The sequence below is a fragment of the Candidatus Nomurabacteria bacterium genome (assembly GCA_023898665.1).
GTDB lineage: Bacteria > Patescibacteriota > Saccharimonadia > Saccharimonadales > HK-STAS-PATE-42 > HK-STAS-PATE-42.
Genome location: CP060233.1, coordinates 354,013 through 372,528, shown reverse-complemented (window position 1 = coordinate 372,528; position 18,516 = coordinate 354,013). Strand labels below are relative to the sequence as shown.

18 protein-coding genes and 1 tRNA gene are annotated in these 18,516 nt (G+C 36.6%); 9 read left to right on the top strand and 10 right to left on the bottom strand.

The window, feature by feature from the left end:
* The first annotated feature begins 158 nt into the window (after positions 1 to 158).
* The 5 genes from dnaX (at position 159) to H6799_02070 (ending at position 7,220) form a co-directional block, all read left to right on the top strand.
* A complete protein-coding gene (gene dnaX / locus H6799_02090) occupies positions 159 to 1,655 on the top strand; it encodes a DNA polymerase III subunit gamma/tau (protein ID USN97146.1) in 1,497 nt (498 codons plus the stop codon).
* Between the two features lie 33 nt (positions 1,656 to 1,688).
* A complete protein-coding gene (dnaB, locus tag H6799_02085) occupies positions 1,689 to 3,035 on the top strand; it encodes a replicative DNA helicase (protein USN97145.1) in 1,347 nt (448 codons plus the stop codon).
* 61 nt (positions 3,036 to 3,096) lie between these two features.
* A complete protein-coding gene (locus H6799_02080; GenBank protein ID USN97144.1) occupies positions 3,097 to 4,362 on the top strand; it encodes a hypothetical protein in 1,266 nt (421 codons plus the stop codon).
* A 5-nt stretch (positions 4,363 to 4,367) separates the two neighbouring features.
* Positions 4,368 to 4,613: a glutaredoxin family protein gene (locus H6799_02075; protein ID USN97143.1), complete on the top strand. Its 246-nt coding sequence runs from the start codon at positions 4,368 to 4,370 to the stop codon at positions 4,611 to 4,613.
* A 126-nt stretch (positions 4,614 to 4,739) separates the two neighbouring features.
* On the top strand, positions 4,740 to 7,220 hold the full coding sequence (locus H6799_02070) for an ATP-dependent Clp protease ATP-binding subunit (protein USN97142.1): 2,481 nt from the start codon (positions 4,740 to 4,742) through the stop codon (positions 7,218 to 7,220).
* Here the strand turns inward: H6799_02070 and H6799_02065 are convergent.
* The 6 genes from H6799_02065 to H6799_02040 all read right to left on the bottom strand — a co-directional run bounded on the left by H6799_02065 (position 7,217) and on the right by H6799_02040 (position 13,133).
* Positions 7,217 to 8,008, bottom strand: a complete 792-nt coding sequence (locus H6799_02065; protein ID USN97141.1) for a PAS domain-containing protein — start codon at positions 8,006 to 8,008, stop codon at positions 7,217 to 7,219. The genes H6799_02070 and H6799_02065 overlap by 4 nt on opposite strands.
* A 55-nt stretch (positions 8,009 to 8,063) precedes the next feature.
* Positions 8,064 to 8,810 carry a M48 family metallopeptidase gene (locus H6799_02060; GenBank protein USN97140.1) on the bottom strand — a complete coding sequence of 249 codons (747 nt, stop codon included), beginning with the start codon at positions 8,808 to 8,810 and terminating at the stop codon, positions 8,064 to 8,066.
* Positions 8,811 to 8,822: 12 nt separating this feature from the next.
* Entirely contained in the window at positions 8,823 to 9,446 is a 624-nt protein-coding gene (locus tag H6799_02055) for an ATP-binding protein (GenBank protein ID USN97139.1), read from the bottom strand.
* Positions 9,447 to 9,539: 93 nt separating this feature from the next.
* Entirely contained in the window at positions 9,540 to 11,309 is a 1,770-nt protein-coding gene (gene aspS / locus H6799_02050) for an aspartate--tRNA ligase (GenBank protein ID USN97138.1), read from the bottom strand.
* A gap of 42 nt (positions 11,310 to 11,351) precedes the next feature.
* The gene (locus H6799_02045) at positions 11,352 to 12,290 is read right to left on the bottom strand and encodes a hypothetical protein (GenBank protein USN97137.1); all 939 of its coding nucleotides are present in this window, start codon (positions 12,288 to 12,290) and stop codon (positions 11,352 to 11,354) included.
* A 162-nt stretch (positions 12,291 to 12,452) separates the two neighbouring features.
* Entirely contained in the window at positions 12,453 to 13,133 is a 681-nt protein-coding gene (locus tag H6799_02040) for a 50S ribosomal protein L25 (protein USN97136.1), read from the bottom strand.
* Between the two features lie 146 nt (positions 13,134 to 13,279).
* Between H6799_02040 and H6799_02035 the strand changes: the two genes are divergently transcribed.
* Together H6799_02035 and H6799_02030 are read left to right on the top strand one after the other, a co-directional pair.
* Positions 13,280 to 13,939 carry a class F sortase gene (locus tag H6799_02035; GenBank protein USN97135.1) on the top strand — a complete coding sequence of 220 codons (660 nt, stop codon included), beginning with the start codon at positions 13,280 to 13,282 and terminating at the stop codon, positions 13,937 to 13,939.
* An 11-nt stretch (positions 13,940 to 13,950) separates the two neighbouring features.
* Positions 13,951 to 14,439: a hypothetical protein gene (locus H6799_02030; protein ID USN97134.1), complete on the top strand. Its 489-nt coding sequence runs from the start codon at positions 13,951 to 13,953 to the stop codon at positions 14,437 to 14,439.
* On the opposite strand, the gene H6799_02025 is transcribed toward H6799_02030, so the two are convergent.
* Entirely contained in the window at positions 14,436 to 14,732 is a 297-nt protein-coding gene (locus tag H6799_02025) for a hypothetical protein (protein ID USN97133.1), read from the bottom strand. The genes H6799_02030 and H6799_02025 overlap by 4 nt on opposite strands.
* A gap of 114 nt (positions 14,733 to 14,846) precedes the next feature.
* On the opposite strand from H6799_02025, the gene H6799_02020 reads away from it, so the two are divergent.
* Positions 14,847 to 15,896, top strand: coding sequence for a hypothetical protein (locus tag H6799_02020; protein ID USN97132.1), 1,050 nt, complete (start codon positions 14,847 to 14,849; stop codon positions 15,894 to 15,896).
* A gap of 178 nt (positions 15,897 to 16,074) precedes the next feature.
* On the opposite strand, the gene H6799_02015 is transcribed toward H6799_02020, so the two are convergent.
* The 3 genes from H6799_02015 to H6799_02005 form a co-directional block, all read right to left on the bottom strand.
* Positions 16,075 to 16,551: a hypothetical protein gene (locus tag H6799_02015; GenBank protein ID USN97131.1), complete on the bottom strand. Its 477-nt coding sequence runs from the start codon at positions 16,549 to 16,551 to the stop codon at positions 16,075 to 16,077.
* Between the two features lie 123 nt (positions 16,552 to 16,674).
* On the bottom strand, positions 16,675 to 17,580 hold the full coding sequence (locus H6799_02010; GenBank protein USN97130.1) for a GNAT family N-acetyltransferase: 906 nt from the start codon (positions 17,578 to 17,580) through the stop codon (positions 16,675 to 16,677).
* A gap of 58 nt (positions 17,581 to 17,638) precedes the next feature.
* Positions 17,639 to 17,715: transfer RNA gene (locus H6799_02005), tRNA-Arg, on the bottom strand.
* A 51-nt stretch (positions 17,716 to 17,766) separates the two neighbouring features.
* Between H6799_02005 and H6799_02000 the strand changes: the two genes are divergently transcribed.
* The gene (locus H6799_02000) at positions 17,767 to 18,513 is read left to right on the top strand and encodes a TrmH family RNA methyltransferase (GenBank protein ID USN97129.1); all 747 of its coding nucleotides are present in this window, start codon (positions 17,767 to 17,769) and stop codon (positions 18,511 to 18,513) included.
* Positions 18,514 to 18,516 lie beyond the last annotated feature (3 nt).

Genomic DNA, 18,516 nt, shown 5'->3' with positions numbered 1-18,516 from the left:
AATCTTTATTATACAACTATATTATCGCGCTGACAATATTAATTAAAAATTATTTAACAGTATCAATTTTAAGTTAGTTGGACTGCTATACTTAAGTAATAAATAAAGAGATATTAATTTCTATATAGCTTACAGTTATATATGGAGGGTTTTAAAGCGTGTCATCTCAAGCTCTATACAGAAAATACAGATCAAAAAGCCTTAAAGAGGTCGTCGGCCAACAGCATATCGTCGAAGTACTAGCAAGCGCGCTTAAGCAAGATAAAATATCCCATGCTTATTTATTTACTGGACCAAGAGGAGTAGGGAAGACTTCAATTGCCAGAATTTTCGCTCATGAGATAAACAAAGCAGAGTACCATTCAGAAAAAACTCATTTAGATATCATTGAGATTGATGCAGCTAGTAATAGTGGTGTTGATGACATGCGTGACCTGCGCGAGAAGATAACCTCCGCCCCCGCAAGTTTAAAATATAAAGTTTATATAATTGATGAGGTCCACATGCTTAGTGGAGCCAGTTTTGCGGCACTTCTTAAAACTATTGAAGAACCACCATCTCATGCAATATTCATTCTTGCTACAACTGACGCCCATAAAGTTCCAGCTACAATACTAAGTAGAGTACAAAAATTTTACTTTAAGCCTATAGACGAACAAGAGGTTGTTAAACATCTTGAAGATATTTGTAAAAAAGAAAATATAGATTTTGAAGATGAAGCACTAAAAATAATTGCAGAAAACTCAGAAGGCAGCATGCGTGATGCCTTAAGCTTACTCGATCAAATTGCCTCAGGCAATAAATCTGTAAGCTTAAGAAGTGTCCAAAACTCTCTAGGTTTATCAGAGGATAAAGCTCTAGAAAAACTCTGCCAAATTATAGAATCTAGCGAAACCGGTTTAATCCCAGAATTACTAAAAGAGTTAATAAAATCGGGCGCAGACTCAAAATCTCTTGCCCTGCAAGTATACAACAAACTTAAGACTCAACAAAAAACTTTTGAAGAATTACAAACCTTAAGTGAGCTCCTAACTTTAGGTTCTCTTACTAAACCAAACTTAGGCCTAGAAATAACACTTCTCAAATTAAGTAGTCTAAAAACATCAAATAACAAATCATCAAAAGATTCAGAAGAAAATAAGCCTCCTATTCCAGCGGTAGTTGAAACAGATAAGAAATTAGATGAAAAAATTACAGTGAGCAACAAAGAGATTAAAGAAAACTCAAAAAAGAATGAAGAGATAGAAAAGATCGATGAAAACGAAAATAAAAATAAATTATCTCTTAGGAACTTTTCAGAAAAGTGGTCAGATATCTTAGAAATAATTGCTAAAAAAAGCCCAGGCCTAAAAGCTGTACTAAAACCATCTGAGACTAAACTTACAGAAAAAACGTACAACCTAAGTATTAAATTAGTATATCCAGTGCACTTAAAAATATTTTCTGAAAATAAAAACAAGCAAATATTTAGAGAAGCATTTAACGAAATAGGTTTAAAAGTACCAAACATCGAAACTAGTCTTTTAGATAAAAAATCTCAAAACAAAAATAGCCCGCGAAGTGAAGATAACAATGAGACCAACAAAGAAACAAATTTAACTGATCTTTCTGATATTATTGGCTTAATGGGCGGAGGAGAAGCGGTCTCAATTTAATAAAATACACTCTTTAAAAAAAGGCTATAAAGAATGGCAAATAAAAAAATACAAAAGCTACCACCACAAAACTTAGATGCAGAAAAAAGTTTATTAGGAAGCGTCTTAATAAGTCAGGATGCCTTCTTTAAAATTGTAGACATTGTTAAAGCCGACGATTTTTATGAAAATAACCATAAGTTAATTTATGCAGCAATTGTTAAACTTACAGAAGAGCAAAAACCAGTCGATTTAGTAAGCTTAACTAACGCACTTTCTGAACGAGGTGAATTAGAAATAGTAGGAGGTAGTAGTTACATAGCAGAACTCACAACCTCCGTCGCAACGGCATCACATGCTAAACACTATGCAGATATTGTCTCCGAGAAATCACTCAGGAGAAGGTTAATATCCGCCAGTGAAGATATTATAGGCTTAAGCTATGATGAGGCAGACTCTGATACGAGTAGTATTTTAGACTCAGCCGAACAAAAAATATTTAACGTTGCAAAAAACTCTGTAAAGACAGATCTAATAAGTATAGAAACCATACTGACCGAACAGTTTGATAAATTAGAGTTACTGCATCAGCAGGGGGGTAAACTAGCAGGAATACCAACAGGATTTATCGATATAGATAAAAAACTAGCCGGCTTAAATAGGTCCGACTTAATTATTATTGCCGCTCGTCCAGCAATGGGTAAAACCACTTTGGCTCTAAATATTGCTCACAATATAGCAATAGACGAAAATCTACCAGTTCTATTTTTTAGCCTTGAGATGAGCAAAGAACAACTAGTAGACAAAATGCTCTCGACAGAATCAGGAGTAGATAACTCTAAACTAAGAACTGGAAATTTAACAGATGAAGATTTCGAAAATCTATCCCATGCATGGGGAGCTCTAGGTGAGGCGAACATGTATATAGATGATACTCCAGGAATTACCGTTACCGAAATGCGCGCAAAAGCTAGAAGACTTAGCTACAAACAAAAACCTGGCTTAATAGTCGTCGATTATTTACAGTTAATGAGCGGAACTGGCAAAGACTCTGGAAATCGAGTCCAAGAAGTTTCTGAAATTAGTCGTGGACTTAAGATACTCGCTCGTGAATTAGACGTACCAATTATTGCTCTTTCACAACTTTCGCGTAGTGTAGAATCTCGACATCCTCAAATCCCTCAATTAGCAGATTTAAGGGAGTCTGGGTCAATCGAACAAGATGCCGATATAGTCGCGTTTTTGTATAGAGAAGAATATTATAACCCGGAGACAGAAAAAAAGCATATCACAGACTTAATAATTGCGAAGTTCCGTAATGGTCCTACAGGCAAAGTAGAGCTTTACTTTAAACCTGATAATCAAAAATTTATGAACCTCGACAGAGGACATAGAGAATAAAAGATAACTAAAGTTGTTGTTATATAATAAAGCATAAACAAAATAATATTTATTCAATAAAATGGATCCCGCCAAAAAATTAAGTTTTAATTTTAGAGCAAAACTTAAAGCCTCGTTAAATCAGATAGGGTTTAACGATAAAGCACTAAAAATTATCTTTCTATTAGGCTTAGTCTTGTTTGGCCTTAGTCTATTGTTATTCAAATTTGAAATCTTAAGCAGTTTAAATTCGAACGAAATACTAAGACTTGATTCAGTTAGAAGTCTCAATACATTTGTTAAAAATCCAGCTGACCCAATCCATGGGTTAATACAGTGGCTAACATTAAAAATATTCTCAAATCACCATATTTTTGCACTCAGGTTCCCATCCGCTTTACTAGTTTCTATTGCTATGAGTGCTTGGGCAATTAGTTTTTACCTTAAGTTTAGAAACAGATACCTTCCATATGTATTTATTATCCTATCTATATGCTCGCCATGGATTATATTGATCTCTCACCAAGGATATGTACCTGGTATAGATATGTTCTTTTTATTAAGTTTAATAATTTCTGGATATTTCATACTATCTAAATCTGATATCAAACAAAAGCTCAGAAAATATTCTTTTTTTATAATCTCGATTGCTACAGGACTAATATCTATACAAATATTTGGGGTATATATCTACCTTGTACTAATAATTTTAGGAGTTAAGTCACAAAAAGTCAGAGGCTTTTTGGGCACTCTAACTAGAGCAGAGAAGACCTTAATCTTATCTCCAGTCTTTATTCTCCCACTTTTAAACATGGGTATATTAATATCAAATCTAGAAAGTTGGAAGCTACTAACAGGCTTTAATATATTCAGTAATCCAAAAGAAGTTTTAGAGAACCTCCTCCATAACACTAAATCAATTTTTGGGCTTAAACAAACTAAAGGTTTAAGTCTAGGAACGGGGAGACCTGACTTCCTCCTGATTGGTGCACTGAGCTTAACTCTTTACGAAGCCTTTAAAAAGAGACTTGCCAGACAAAACTTAATCATTGGATTTATTACTTCAATCCTATTCTCTTCATTATATTTATTCCCTACTTCTATCATCTTCTGCCTACCATTTACTATCGGAATTGTAAGCTTAGCCCTTGCTAATATGATCAGAATAATTGACGAAGCATTCCCGTTAAATCCATATCCTCGCAACTTAGCTCGAAGCGCTCTACTTATATTAATCTGCTTAATTACAATATTAAATATATACACCTTTATTACAGCTACGGCAAGAGTAAATACTCCTCAAAAAGTTAATCAGATTATCATAAATCGACAAAAAGTAGTAGAATAATAAATATGAGTAAAGTTACAGTGTATAGTACAACATGGTGTGGATTTTGCCACCAATTAAAGACCTGGCTAAAAGGCTTAGATGTTGAATTCGACGAAATAGACATTGAAGAAAATACCGATGCTGGACGCGAGGTTGTTGAAGCCACTAAGCAAATGGGTGTTCCTGTCACAAAAGTAGGTGAGAAATATATCGTAGGTTTTGATCGACCAAATCTAGAAGAAGCACTAAAGAACGAAAAACTTATCTAAACTTAATAAAAAAATTAACATAAACATAACCTATTAGCACTCATTTGCGTAGAGTGCTAATTCTGATATAATTTTAATTGAATATAGGTGATGAAGAAAAGAGTGATACTCTTAGAATAACCCAAGATGATTTTCTCACAAACAGACATTCCATCAAGACTTACAGAAAACGCTAAAGCAAGTTTAGCGAAAGCATTCCAGATTGCTATTAGTCAAGGGGATCAGACAATTACAGAAAAACATATACTACTGGGCTTAATAGGTAACCAAAATTCAACTGCTGTTAAGATCCTGAAAAATCATGGTATAGATTTTAAAAGAATCGAAGGAGCTTTTGGACTTAAAGATGTTAAAATCGAGCAAACTCCACATATCATCACAAGCTTTATTGATCCAAAGATCCAAGGTATTCTAGAAGGAGGCATCGAACTCTCAGAAGCATTTAATAAACAGGCATGTGGAACAGAACACTTACTCTTTTCAGTCTTAATACAAGCTTCGGAACAGCTTAAACAAACTCTTTCTTTAACAGGAATTTCTAAAGAAGAACTTGTTGACCATCTTGAAGATTATTTAATGATAGAAAAAGAGTCTGAAATTGAGCAAGAGCAAAATAATTCTAATCCAAAAACATCAACCCAAAAACGCTCAAAAAAGCAAAAGACAGCCCTCGAGTTCTTTGGAGATGATCTTAATAAAAGAGCTGGGGAAGGGAAGTTAGACCCACTCTATGGGAGAAGGGATCAATTAGAGCGCATAATGGTTGTACTCGGAAGACGCCAAAAAAATAACCCAATACTTGTAGGGGAGCCGGGAGTTGGTAAAACAGCTATCGTCGAAGGCCTGGCTCAACTCATAGTTAATGATGATAAAGATCTTCCTCACTCGCTCAAAAATAAAAAGATAATCTCAATTGATCTTGCCGACACAATCGCTGGAAGCAGATATAGAGGAGATTTTGAAGAAAGACTAAAAGCAATCATAAAAGAATCCACTGCAAGGCACGATATAATTCTTTTTATTGATGAAATCCATATGCTAAGTGGTGCTGGAAACGCAGAAGGAGGTATGGACGCTGGTAATATCTTGAAGCCTGCATTAGCACGAGGAGACTTACAAATAATTGGAGCAACGACTTCTGAAGAATATCAAAAACATATTAAAAAAGACCGAGCTCTAGCTAGAAGACTTCAAGCTATAGAAGTACCCGAGGCGAGTGAAGAGGATACCTACCAAATGCTTCTAACAAATAAAGATAAGTTACAAGAACACCATAATGTTACTATCCCAACTGAGACAATAAAAGAGGCCGTAAACTTAAGTAGTAGATATATCCCAGAGAGATTCTTACCGGATAAAGCCTTGGATTTATTAGACGAAGCTGCCGCTAAACTTAGGCTCTTAAAAGGACCAGTGGCACATGGTAGAGATATCAAAGCTCTAGAAGACGAGCTCAATAGTGTTAAATTAAACTTAAAAGTAGCTTTAGATAATGAAGACTACATAAAAGCCAACGAACTAAAAAACACCAGGCAGAATCTTGAAGAAAGATTAGTAGAGATTAAAAACAATAGCCCAAAGAAACAACACCCATTGCTAACAATACCTCATATAATCAAAGCCCTCTCAGTGATTACAAATATTCCAGAAAATAGAATAAAACCTAGCTTTAAAGATAACTCTGATTTAGCAAGAATTAAAAAATCGATTAAGTATAAGATTGTTGGTCAAGACCTAGCAGTAAATAGAGTTATAAGCACGCTCAGTAGATCAAATCTTGGCTTAACTGAAGATAAAAAACCACTAGCTAGCTTTATAGCAATGGGACCAAGTGGAACTGGTAAAACAGAGCTTGCAAGACAACTAGCGCTAGAACTTTTTAGCGAAGAATCAAGTTTCATTAAACTCGACATGAGCGAATTTGGTCAGAGTCATACATCCGCTCGGCTAATTGGATCTCCAGCAGGCTTTGTAGGATATGAGGAAGAATCGGAATTACTCTCTAAAGTAAAAAGGCGACCTTACAGTCTCATACTATTTGACGAGATAGAAAAAGCCCATCCACAAGTTATGAGCTTGCTCCTCCAGATTCTTGAAGATGGAAAGCTAACTTCTGCAAGAGGGGAGGACGTAAGCTTTAAAAATACTGTAATTATGCTAACCAGTAACCTTGGTTCAAAAAAGATGCTAGGATCAGCAGAGCTTGGTTTTAAGTCAGCAAAAACTATTGGAGACGAAGATTACTTAACTAGCACAATGAGATATGAGCTAGAAAAAGTCATGCCGATCGAACTAATTAACAGATTTGATGCAATTTTACCTTTTGTAGACTTTGACAAACAATCACTAAAAATAATAACCAATCTTAAATTAAATGAACTTGGCAACAGACTCGAGACTGGAAAGGCTAACATAAAACTAAACTTCGATGACTCTTTAATTAACCATTTTGTGAGTAATTATGAGCCTAAAGAGGGTATCAGAGGTATAAGTAACGCCATTGCTAAAGAGATAATTGATAAATTAACTCTACTAAACTCTAAACAATTAAAGGATACCCGGGAGATTAATCTAAAAATAAAAGATAATCAGATATATTTGGTTTAAAGTATTTTCTGCTTAACTTGTTCAGCGCTGTTTATAGCGGTATCAATGGCCTTTTTAGCGCCCTCAATGTTATCCCTAGATAGCATAAGTTGAGCATTCTCTATACTACCCTCAATTATAGCCCAAGAATTTCTTAGAGCATGCCTTTCTAGATGATATTGTTCGGATTCTGTATTCTCAACTCCACTAAGCTTAGCTACAAAAACAAAGCCTCGCATTCCAATTTTTCCGTAACCACTTCGAGCCCGTGATACAGAAACTGTCAAATCTATGTATCTTCCGTCTCCAACTTCATTTTTAAAGTTAATTGTCTGAGATCCTTTTAGCTCCGCCATTAAACGTCTAAAATCAACTGCAGACCCTTGAGCCGGTTTAAATACAGTTTCTACGGCTTGTCTTGATATACTAACGTTAGTATTTAAAAGATCCAAAGTCGCAGCATTATATAGAACCACGTGACCACTGTCATCAACAAATATCACAGCATCTTTAATACTATTAATTAGAGTTAAGGTTCTATTTCTTTCAAACTCTTCTTCTTCGGCAGTTCTTCTAAGTTCTGTTGCAAGAGCGGCAACTCGGAGCTGTAATCTTAAAAAAGCAAAAACAGCCAAACCTACAAAAGACATAAATGTTAGTGTGTATATAAGTTTTCCGTTATCATATAAATAATCAGTTCCAAAGGAGATGAATAATCCACTTATGGCAATCATGAAAGAAATAGCTAATATAAAAACTATATTAGATCTTAAAAGCTTGAATTCTCCCGGAGCCGACTTTACCTTCATTAATCTGATAAATTATTAACTTAAGCTTAATTCTAACAGAGTAGCCGGTAAAGTTCTACCACCAAACTTGAGACGAGTGCTTTTTAAGTTTCTGTCTTAGCATCATATAGTTTGGGCAGAACTTTTCAACTTCTTGCCAGAATTCTTTTTTGTGATTTTTATGCCTTGTGTGCGCGAGTTCATGCACAATTACATAGTCAATCAGCTTGCTCGGAAGAATCATTAACCAAAGACTTAAGTTGATGTCATTTCTAGAAGAACATGAGCCCCACCTGCCTGATGTATTTCTAATAGTCACAGAATTATATTGGGTCTGCATTTCATTTGATATATAAGCCAGTCTATTAGGTAAATAACCTTGAGCTTTTTCTCTTAGAGCTTTTACTACAAGAACCTCTAACTGATCCCTCTTCTCTTCATTAAGCTTAAGAGAAGTAGTTAAGAAAGGAGTTTTTAGAGTAATATAATTTTGATTCTTTCTGTATTTGAATTCAATATCTGCTAACCCTGGCTGATGTTCTATTTTAAAAATTAGACCAGGTATTAATAATTGACCATCAAAAATCTCAACATCTTGAGTAATTCCACTTTTCTGCTTTGCCTCATCGAGCCAAAGTTTATTATCTATAACAAATCTTCTTAAACTATATAAAGGGGTAGAGTAATTAGTACTAACTATAACTCCTCCAGTTTTATTTAATCTTAAAGTAGTACTTTTTTGACCTTTGCGTCTTTTAATCTTAATCATTCCGATTCCCTCTATTTCGAAACTTTGAGAGAAAGGCGATCCTGGATCATTCATACTTTTATTTACTTATCTCAGGACTGTTCTTGTTGAAGATATTGAAGATGAGGAGGAAGAGTTATTATTTAGATTATTCATATACATACTTGCAATCTTTTTTAAGACAATTACGCTTTGACTCTTAAAATCATGTTTACCACTGATCACAACAAATGATTCATTCTTTAAATCTGGTTTTTTAAAATTCTTACTTTGTTCTGTAAACTCATCTTCTGTCAATTGTACTGAGCCTCGATCATCAAGTCTTCTTTTATCTCTATTCGTTGCTCTAAACTTTGCAGTTTCTTCGTCTGTTTGAACCCAGACAATTAGAGTCCTATAGCCAGACTTTTGTGCCTTAGTAATTACCTCATTCCGTTGTTTAACATTATTGTAAGATCCCGTTAGTATTATGTGCCTAAAAGCTTTTAGTGCTTGATCATAAGTATTTTCTACTAATTTATTGCTGACTTTAGAAACATCTTCATAAGAAGAGTTTAAGTCTTGCAGTTCGGACTCGAATTTACCCGAATCTAAACAAAAAAATTTATAACTATCAGAGAATTGCCGAGCAAAAAAAGTCTTTCCACTACCTGGGATACCAATTACCAAAACCAGTAGAGGCTGAGCCGCACTTAGACCAGATGTTTCCATCAAAATACTACCCTTATCTAAAACTAAACTTTATAATAAGTATACACTGTAAAAGGCATGAAGTACCAATCATAAAATAAACAACAAAAAAAGCTATCTAAGATTAATACCTAGTTCATCAAGCTGAGCTTTATCAACTTCGCTTGGACTGTTCATCATCAAGTCAACACCAGAACCATTTTTAGGGAATGCTATGACTTCTCTAATATTAGGCTCGTCCCTCAAGACCATAAATATCCTATCAAGACCTGGTGCGCAGCCAGCATGAGGCGGTGCACCAAACTTAAATGCCTCAATCATAGCTCCAAAACGTTTATCAACAGTTTCTTTAGCAATACCAACAGATTCAAAAGCCCTATACATAACCTCTGGCTTATAGTTTCTAACTGCACCAGAAGCACATTCATAACCATTTATTACCAAGTCATATTGATCAGCTACAATCTTTAATCTTTCTTCATCCGTATTAACATCAAATGCACTAGCTCCATCTTTTGGCATACTAAACGGATTATGACCGAAATCTAATTTATTAGCTTTGTCGTCCCACTCATAGAAAGGGAAATCGACTACCCACAATACTGCCACCTCGTTAGGGTCTTTAAGTTCAAAATACTCAGCAAACTCGTTTCTAAGCGCACCAAGAACTTTATTAACAATACCGATACTATCAGCCCCAAAGAATACGGTATCCCCGTCTTCGACATCAAGTTTAGTCTTTATAGACTCAATTTCAGATTCACTTAAAAACTTAGCAATAGGAGATTGAACTTCTCCGCCTTTAAAACTAATATAAGCTAGCCCACCAGCTCCATTAAGCTTAGCTACTTCTGTAAACTTATCGATCTCAGAGCGAGATAAACTAGCGCCCCCCTTAACGCTAATCGCCTTAATAACACCGCCATTTTTTAGAGCTCCGGCAAAAACACCGAACTCAGTTTCTGAAAGATCTTCGCTTAAATCAACAAGCTCCATTCCAAATCTTAAGTCAGGTTTATCTGAACCATACTTGTTCATAGCCTCATCATAAGAAATTCTAGGGAATTCACTAAACTTAAGTTTTTTACCAGCAAACTCAGTTATCAACTTGACCCAAAGTGGATCCAGCATCTTCCTAACTTCTTCGCCATCTTCAACAAAGGCCATCTCTAAATCTAGTTGATAGAAATCACCCGGATGCCGATCTGCCCTAGGATCTTCATCTCTAAAGCATGGGGCAATTTGATAGTAACGGGGGAGTCCTCCTACCATTAATAATTGCTTAAACTGTTGCGGAGCTTGCGGCAAAGCAAAGAACTTACCAGGATGTAATCTCGAAGGGACCAAATAGTCTCTTGCACCTTCTGGGCTCGAGTTAGCTAGAATTGGAGTAGACACCTCAGTAAATTCATTTTGCTTCATATACTCATGAATAATGGAATTAAATTCTGAGCGAGCTTTTAAATGAGCCTGCATCTTCTCGCGCCTTAAGTCTAAGTATCTATACTTAAGTCTTGTTTCCTCACCAACATTTTCATCTTCGTTACGAATAGAGAAGGGAAGAGGTTTTGATTTATTCAGAATCTCTAAAATAGATACAACAACCTCAACTTTTCCGGTCTCTAAATTAGGATTAATCAGACCTTCTTCTCGCTCAACCACTCTACCAACAACTTTTAAAACATACTCATCACGTACATCTTCTGCAACTTTAAAAGATTGATCCGAGTCTGGATGAGCAGTAACTTGTACTAAACCGGATTCATCTCTTAGATCGATAAAAATAACACCACCATGATCACGGCGAGAATTCGCCCAACCCATCAAAACAACTTCTTCACCAATTTTATTAGAAGTATCTTTAGTTAGAACTCTTTTTGACATATATAAGCTTAATTATAACAGAGATGAGGGGAGTTTATCTAACTAACTCCCACTAATCCATGCAAGAAGTTTTCTTGCAGTTATAACTCCGCTGACTTGACCACCGGCTCCAGTTACTAATACAGCGTTTTGACCAGCTTGTAAGAATCCAGAAATCAGCTCATTAAGTTTAGTATCCTCAGTGACATACTGTAAGCCTTGTTCCATCTTATCGCCAACTTTTATCGAAGTAGGGGAGTTTAGCTGATTAACTGCCTCTGATCCAGATAAATATAATATCCCTAAAAAGTTATCCTTAGATCCACTAAAAGCCAAAGCCATGTCATATCCTTTTTTATGGAGCTCATCATAGATCACAGGGGTTAAATCTAGGTTTACATCAACTCTTGGTGCTAGCTTAACATCAAGCATAATGTCTTTAGCTTTTGTTTCTGAAGTTTTAAGCGATCTCTCGATTTTTTTGCGGGTATCATCACTCAAAACTTCAGAATCTATCCCAAATCTATATATAAATTCCTCTTCAGAATAAAATGATTTAGCCTTCTCAGAGTCATTATAAGACTTACCGTAAATCGGTTTTAAAATCATCTTAAACATATTGATAAGTTCTGGCATTTTCTTTATTAGTAACTTCTCCCAGTATCCAAACATTCTTGGAGCAATATCTCTAACGATAAAAAACCTCATTACAACAAAAGAGAATACCGAGATAAGCACTGCGCTCCATGCCTGATTTAATCTACTACTCAATAAAACTATGAAGAGACCTTCAGAAGTTAGGAAGAGTAGACTTAAAGTGATCTTAACTTCGGAAGAATGCCTTTTTACCCATGCTTGCTTTTTTGCTAAGCCGTCTCCTTCACGAGCTTTTCTTTTTAGCTCAAACTCACTCGGGAAGTCAGGAATAATATTAATATTTAAAAGTAATGCAGAAAAGTAAGCAAGAGAAATTATTAAACTAAAAAATAAGAAATCAAACATAAGCCTAATTATAGCACCCCTAATAAATACACCCAAACCACTCACTATATCTTCGTAACAGCCCTTAAATCATGCCAGTGCAAACTAGGATCTAATCAATTACTGGATCCTTCATAAGATCAGAAAGACACGGCCCTTTAATTTATTAGAACAATTTTAGATTTACTCTTCAGTTTTTTCTTCTGCAGCACCATTGTCGCTTGGTACATCAGCAGCTAACTCTTCTTCGCCTTCTTCTGGAGTATCGTTAGCAAGGTCCTCTTCACTAGTTACACGAGGAGCTTCAACAATGAATAGAACTTTTTCTAAATCGTCTTCACCAGGAAGCTCAACTCCTTCAGGGAGCTTGATGTCACTTACAAGAACTCTGTCTCCAACTTCATTCAACTTACTTCCATCTACTAAAATTTGCTCTGGTAAATTATGAGGAAGAGCTTCAATCTCGAATGAGTGAGTAACTGCAATAACATCTAGCCCAACTCGCTTAGCGGGGATGTCCACTTCTTCATCTAGGTGTACGGGAACTTCTGCAGTGACTTTTTCGTTAGCCTTAATTGCTTGGATTGTGAAGTGGATGATTTTACCTTTGACCGGCTCACGCTCAATCTCTTTGATCATCCCTAAATGCTTTTTGCCATCAATAGAAAAATCTACTGGCTGAGTTCTTCCAGCTTCTTTATAAACACCCTCAAAAATGTTTAAGGCAACCGATACGTTAGAAGACTCTTTACCATGCTCATTAATTACTCCAGGTAAGACTCCCTGACTTCTTAATGACTGAACTTTCTTACCAACGACAGTACGTTCGTTTAGTTCAATTGTTAGTTTTTTATTGTCACTCATTTTATAATCTACTTTCCTATACTTAAGATTTAGAGACTTTTATCTCTTTTGACCTGTAAGATTATACATTATTCTTGAGGAAGTTTCAAAAATAAGCTAAACTTAAGCAAGATAAAACAACTGTTTTAATAACTAAAATTGATAAAATGGAGTCCAAAAAAAGACTTAGACCATTCCTAATCTTAGCAGTAAGTCTAATAGCTATATTTTCAGTAACTGCAGCAAGCTACGCAAAATACCAAAGAGACGCTCAATTACTCAAAGAGCCAGAGGTAACTTCTGGAGATATTTCTGGCAAATTTATATCTTTAGCTGACTCACCTCCTCAGGTAGAAATACCTCAAACATCTGGAGGGACTAATCAGCCCTCAGGACCATCTAGACTAATAATACCTGATATTGGAGTTAACGCATTTATGGAAAGCAGGGGAGTAACCGCAGGTAACGCTGTAGACGTACCAAAGAGTTTATGGAATGTTTCTTGGTTTAATCAATCTTCAAGGCCAGGATCTCCCGGACCAGCGATGATAGTCGGTCATTATTCATCTTACGGTAAAGCTGTTTTTTCAAATCTTCATAAACTTAAAGTAGGACAAAAAATCATAGTGCGAGATGATAATAACCAAGTCTATACATACGCTGTTAAGTCTATAGATAGTTACCCTCAAGCCGAAGTACCAATGGCAGAATTATTAGGTGATAAACAATCAAAACCCAGACTTTCTTTAATAACATGCGGTGGGCAATATATTAAAAACGCAAGAGATTTTACTAATAGAACAGTCCTTCGAGCAGAAATAGTATAAGATATTAATATATGGAAGAAAATGCCCATTCAGACAATAACTTATCCTGGCAAGCCGACGAGTTTTATTACCATCAAAAAAGTATGTCATGGTATTTAACTGCCTTACTCTCTTCAGTACTTATTGCTTCAGTACCTTGGACAGTATCAGGAGGTGATGATTATATAACCTCAGGCATAATTTTAATTTCTCTTATAGGTCTAACTATTTATGCCAGCAGAAAACCGCAAAAAAAACACTTCGAACTCAGTAATACTAAACTTAAGATCAACTCCGAAAGTTTTGATTTACTTTTATTCTCAAGATACTGGGTAGAAGTATTCGAAACCCACACACAAATTACATTAATAGGAGTAAGAAGAACTACTCTGCCTATTTCTCTGAACTTAAAAGACAAAGAACTAACCAAAAAAGTACTAAATATACTCCAAACAGCTCTCCCACAAACAAACCCATCCAACAACCCAGTCGATTGGCTAATGCGCAAAGTTAAATTCTAGACTAAGTTTCTATTATTGTGATACACACTATTGGACAGCTCTATTATTCTTTCTAGCTCACGATTTTGGGCTCCGAAAGATAGTGCAGAAGACGCAGCCGCCACAGAAGAAGTAATAGTATAGCTAGAAAGCACAGCCGTTACACTGTCTTCGGCTCCAAGAAATTTTGCACTCATTAGAGATAAGGCGGTACCTACTAGAGTACTTACAATAAAAGCACCTCTTAATCTTGATCGAGATTCAACAACTTGAGTTTGATGGTCAATTGGATTAACAGAACCTAAATTTAACATAATAGACGTATTCCGAACGAAATGTTATCTAGATATTGTTAGTATAGCAAGGGGATGTTAAGAATGCTAGTTAAAAGCTTATGTTAGTATATCAATAGATCAAATGTCATAAGAATGAGTGAGATAAGCCAAGTTAGAGTCGACAGTCCCGAGTCATACACCCCACAGTTCGTGGATGAACTTGATGAGCTAAGAAGAAGAGCTTTTATAGATCAGTTACCGGATACATCAGAAATGAGCACTCATCAAATAGAGGCCATAGAAAACGAGTCAATCCTACTCGGTTCAGATCCGACAACCGATATAGAAGAATTCCGAGAAAAGCACCATCAACTACTGTCACAACTCGGAGAGGTCCTAACCTCAGAACTACCAGGCTTAAAAGATAATTTGGCAGAGAAAGTCGCCAAGTTTATTGATGAGGGCAGAATGGATGAGATTAAAGCCAGGCTCTTGGCTAGATCCGAAGAAACAAAGGAAGTAATTGTGCTAGACGACATACTCAAAACTGGCTATCCCGCCAAAGCCAGTTTCTTAAGTTTCCAAAGACAGGTAACCTTCTCTGGTAGAGCACTAACAAATGCTCTACACGCTCAAAGTTTTGGAGGTGACTACAGGGCAGTAGTAATAGAAAATTTACTCTCACACGAAATACTGCACTCATTTATGACCGGTGCTACGCAACTAACATTCGTTTCGCCTAATCACCAAGTGAGAAACGGAGTTAGACTGGACGATATAAGTAACCCTCTTTATAAAGAGGAGGCCCGTAATAAGCGCTACGGACGCTGGGCTAACGAAGCTCTTTTAGAAGTTTTAAGAAGAGATATTACAGACTACGACGAAGGAGCATACACTCCAGGAGTTATGATATTAGAACTGGCCGAAGAACTTAGTCCCGGTATTATAAAGGTTGGGTTGGAGGCAGCCTTCCTCGATGGGTCGCCAGGAGCCTTCTTCGGACAGCTTGAGCTACTTTTTGGGCCAAATGCTGTATTAGATGATCTCGATGAAGCAGTTTACCAAGCAGAATTAAACGGAATAGGAACTTTTGAAGACTTCGTTGTAGGCCTTCTGGAAGGAGGGGTTAAAGGCAGAGCAAAAGAAGTGCTCGCAAAACTTAAGGATAAACACGCACTATCTTTAAGCGATTGGCCAGAATAGCTAACCCATAGTAAGAAAAGAACACTTGAGCTCCTCCTTTGTACTCAATAGAAGTAAATTAATTCATATACGATTCTTATTCGAAAGTCTTGGTGACACTTAATAGACGTAGTCCGAACGGAATTCTATTTAAATATTGTAAGTATAGCAAGGAATATGTTAATCGACTAAGCTAAAATCAAGCCCAGTTTGCCCTAACAGCACTAGCGATCTCTTCGACGACTTCATCGCCAACGACCCTAACGTTCTCAGGACCGTGCAGATGATGTTGGCCGAAATTTGGATCCTCAAACATCACTCCAGCAAACTCTACTGGCTTACTGTATCTTGGCCTTAAGTGACTGTGAAAATGTGGCTTTGGCTCAGGTTTAGCGTACGCATTATTCATAAGTGTAGCCTCAGTAAGATAAGTGGCACCGAATACCTCTATACAAACCCGCTCATAGCGTTTCAATATAGCTCGCCAGTCCACCTCTTCACTAATAGTCAAATCACTCATTAAAGGTACGTGTCTCTGGGCAATAAGGGCAGCCCGTCCTAAGTAAAGCTGATCCTGAACAATAACTAAGCGGTGTCGAGGAGTCGAAAGTACAAGACCCTTAGTCTCATTTGCACTTTCACAGGAGTAGCAACCTTCTAGTGGTGTATGCGTCATAATAAGCAAATAATACCACAATAGTAGTATTATTTCAATACTTCGAGCTGTTGGTGTATCTTAATAGACGTATTCCGAACGAAATGCTATCTAGATATTGCTAGTATAGCAGGGGACTATAAATTAGATCTCTAAGCTCATTTCTTGATACTGACGCCAAACTTTATAGCCAAGACGCTCGTACCATTCAATCGAGAATACCCAATGCAAATGACTGGCAGTGCAACCACGCTCAATAAGTAGCCTTTCTGAATATACAGCTAGCTTGTAACCTATATAACGACCACGAAAGGCCTCGTTAACGCCAAGGCAACCGTATCCACCAGTCTTATCACCCAATATCTCAGTCCAAGGAAAATGAGTAGCATAGTTTTTATCCTTAGGGCTAAAAAGAAAATTAGTGCCGATGATCTCGGAACCTTCAGTTGCAAGCATAATATTGTCAAAATTCTTATTACTAACTTCTTTGGTAGACGTACCTTCCCACTCAGGAAAGTATTTCTTCTCAAACCCTAATATGTCCTCTGCATCGCTAGGGCTACTGAGTCTAGTTTGAACATTGCTACTGGAAATCTTTTCCTCAATGTCCTCAGGCACAGAGTACCTAGATAAATCACAGAACATATCGGTCACTAGTTCACCCGAAGCCCAACCCTTACACTCTAAAAACTTCAATGTTCCAGGTAAGTTTGTAGGTACTCCAGGCCAGAAGTATCCTCCACCTTGACCAGCCATAACCTTAACTTGACCAGATTTTTTTATCTTACTTATGGCACTGTCCAACAGTGCACTCCCCACACCTTTTCTCTGAGAATCAGGATGTACTAGAATAACAGTAATATTTGCGCCGTTAATGGTGATCATACCCACCAATTCATCCCCATCAAATGCAGTGAGTGTGGTGGAGTTCTTGTTGCTAAGTTTACCTATAAATGATCGCTCCGAAAGTGGCCAAATATCACCCAATGCACTTTGCCACAACGGATATAGTCCCTCAAGCGAGGTAGTTTCTTCTATCTTTATATTCATAACATTATCCTAACATAAAGAACTCCCTCGGGAGTTCTTACAGCTATCTCAATTTCAATGGTGTACCCGGCAGGACTCGAACCTGCGACCTTTGGCTCCGCAAGCCAACGCTCTATCCAGCTGAGCTACGGGTACATAATTTTCTTGATCTGTTAATATTATACTACAAAACATACTAACTCTTATATGCAAATAAATAAATTAAAAAACTTGATCGAGCAAAATAATAATGGGGCAGGGGATTTAGTAATAGCAGAAGGACTTCATGCAGTTAAACATGCTCTTAGATTTGAAGCTCAATTAAAGGATTTAGTCTGCAGAAACAAAGTAGATATTATTAAACTTGCCCAAAAGTTATGCCCTGATGTACTAGATTTATTGAATCAATATTTAGTGGAGATAGGGGATGATTTTGACAAATTATCAAAATCAAAAATTAGAACTGGAATTTTAGGTATTTTCAAAAAACCAAGAAATCACTCTCAGTTGATAGGAGGTTGGGATGAGGGGTTAAAAGTTTTGCTCGATAGTCCCAAAGATCTCAATAACATCGGAGCAGTCATAAGGGTTTGTGCCGCCGCAGGAATTAAGAATCTGATAATAACAGGAGAGACAAACCCTTGGAACACTCGGGCCATAAGAGCAGCAGCCGGACTCCAATTTGCAATGGAAATTACTAAACTTAATTCAGAAGAAATTACTAAACTTAAGTTACCATTGATCTCTTTTGATGAAAGAGGGAAGGATTTAAACTCAAAACTTAAGAAGCAAATACCAAGTAATGCAATATTAACTTTTGGCTCAGAACGAGATGGAATATCTGAAGAACTTAAGCTTAGTTCCGATTTAATAGTAAGGCTCGCAATGAGAGAAGGTGTAAGTAGCTTAAATCTAGCAACCTCAGTCGCAGCCGCACTTTACAGCTTAAAGTAGTGT

What these genes read in the sequence shown, in the direction of transcription:
- H6799_02030 (USN97134.1), top strand. Translation starts at nt 13,951, where the DNA reads ATGGAAGAAAATGCCCATTCAGACAATAACTTATCCTGGCAAGCCGAC.
- H6799_02040 (USN97136.1), bottom strand. Translation starts at nt 13,133, where the DNA reads ATGAGTGACAATAAAAAACTAACAATTGAACTAAACGAACGTACTGTC.
- H6799_02060 (USN97140.1), bottom strand. Translation starts at nt 8,810, where the DNA reads ATGAATGATCCAGGATCGCCTTTCTCTCAAAGTTTCGAAATAGAGGGA.
- H6799_02065 (USN97141.1), bottom strand. Translation starts at nt 8,008, where the DNA reads ATGAAGGTAAAGTCGGCTCCGGGAGAATTCAAGCTTTTAAGATCTAAT.
- H6799_02015 (USN97131.1), bottom strand. Translation starts at nt 16,551, where the DNA reads ATGACGCATACACCACTAGAAGGTTGCTACTCCTGTGAAAGTGCAAAT.
- H6799_02080 (USN97144.1), top strand. Translation starts at nt 3,097, where the DNA reads ATGGATCCCGCCAAAAAATTAAGTTTTAATTTTAGAGCAAAACTTAAA.
- aspS (USN97138.1), bottom strand. Translation starts at nt 11,309, where the DNA reads ATGTCAAAAAGAGTTCTAACTAAAGATACTTCTAATAAAATTGGTGAA.
- H6799_02045 (USN97137.1), bottom strand. Translation starts at nt 12,290, where the DNA reads ATGTTTGATTTCTTATTTTTTAGTTTAATAATTTCTCTTGCTTACTTT.
- H6799_02010 (USN97130.1), bottom strand. Translation starts at nt 17,580, where the DNA reads ATGAATATAAAGATAGAAGAAACTACCTCGCTTGAGGGACTATATCCG.
- H6799_02020 (USN97132.1), top strand. Translation starts at nt 14,847, where the DNA reads ATGAGTGAGATAAGCCAAGTTAGAGTCGACAGTCCCGAGTCATACACC.
- H6799_02000 (USN97129.1), top strand. Translation starts at nt 17,767, where the DNA reads ATGCAAATAAATAAATTAAAAAACTTGATCGAGCAAAATAATAATGGG.
- H6799_02075 (USN97143.1), top strand. Translation starts at nt 4,368, where the DNA reads ATGAGTAAAGTTACAGTGTATAGTACAACATGGTGTGGATTTTGCCAC.
- H6799_02035 (USN97135.1), top strand. Translation starts at nt 13,280, where the DNA reads ATGGAGTCCAAAAAAAGACTTAGACCATTCCTAATCTTAGCAGTAAGT.
- H6799_02055 (USN97139.1), bottom strand. Translation starts at nt 9,446, where the DNA reads ATGGAAACATCTGGTCTAAGTGCGGCTCAGCCTCTACTGGTTTTGGTA.
- H6799_02025 (USN97133.1), bottom strand. Translation starts at nt 14,732, where the DNA reads ATGTTAAATTTAGGTTCTGTTAATCCAATTGACCATCAAACTCAAGTT.
- H6799_02070 (USN97142.1), top strand. Translation starts at nt 4,740, where the DNA reads ATGATTTTCTCACAAACAGACATTCCATCAAGACTTACAGAAAACGCT.
- dnaB (USN97145.1), top strand. Translation starts at nt 1,689, where the DNA reads ATGGCAAATAAAAAAATACAAAAGCTACCACCACAAAACTTAGATGCA.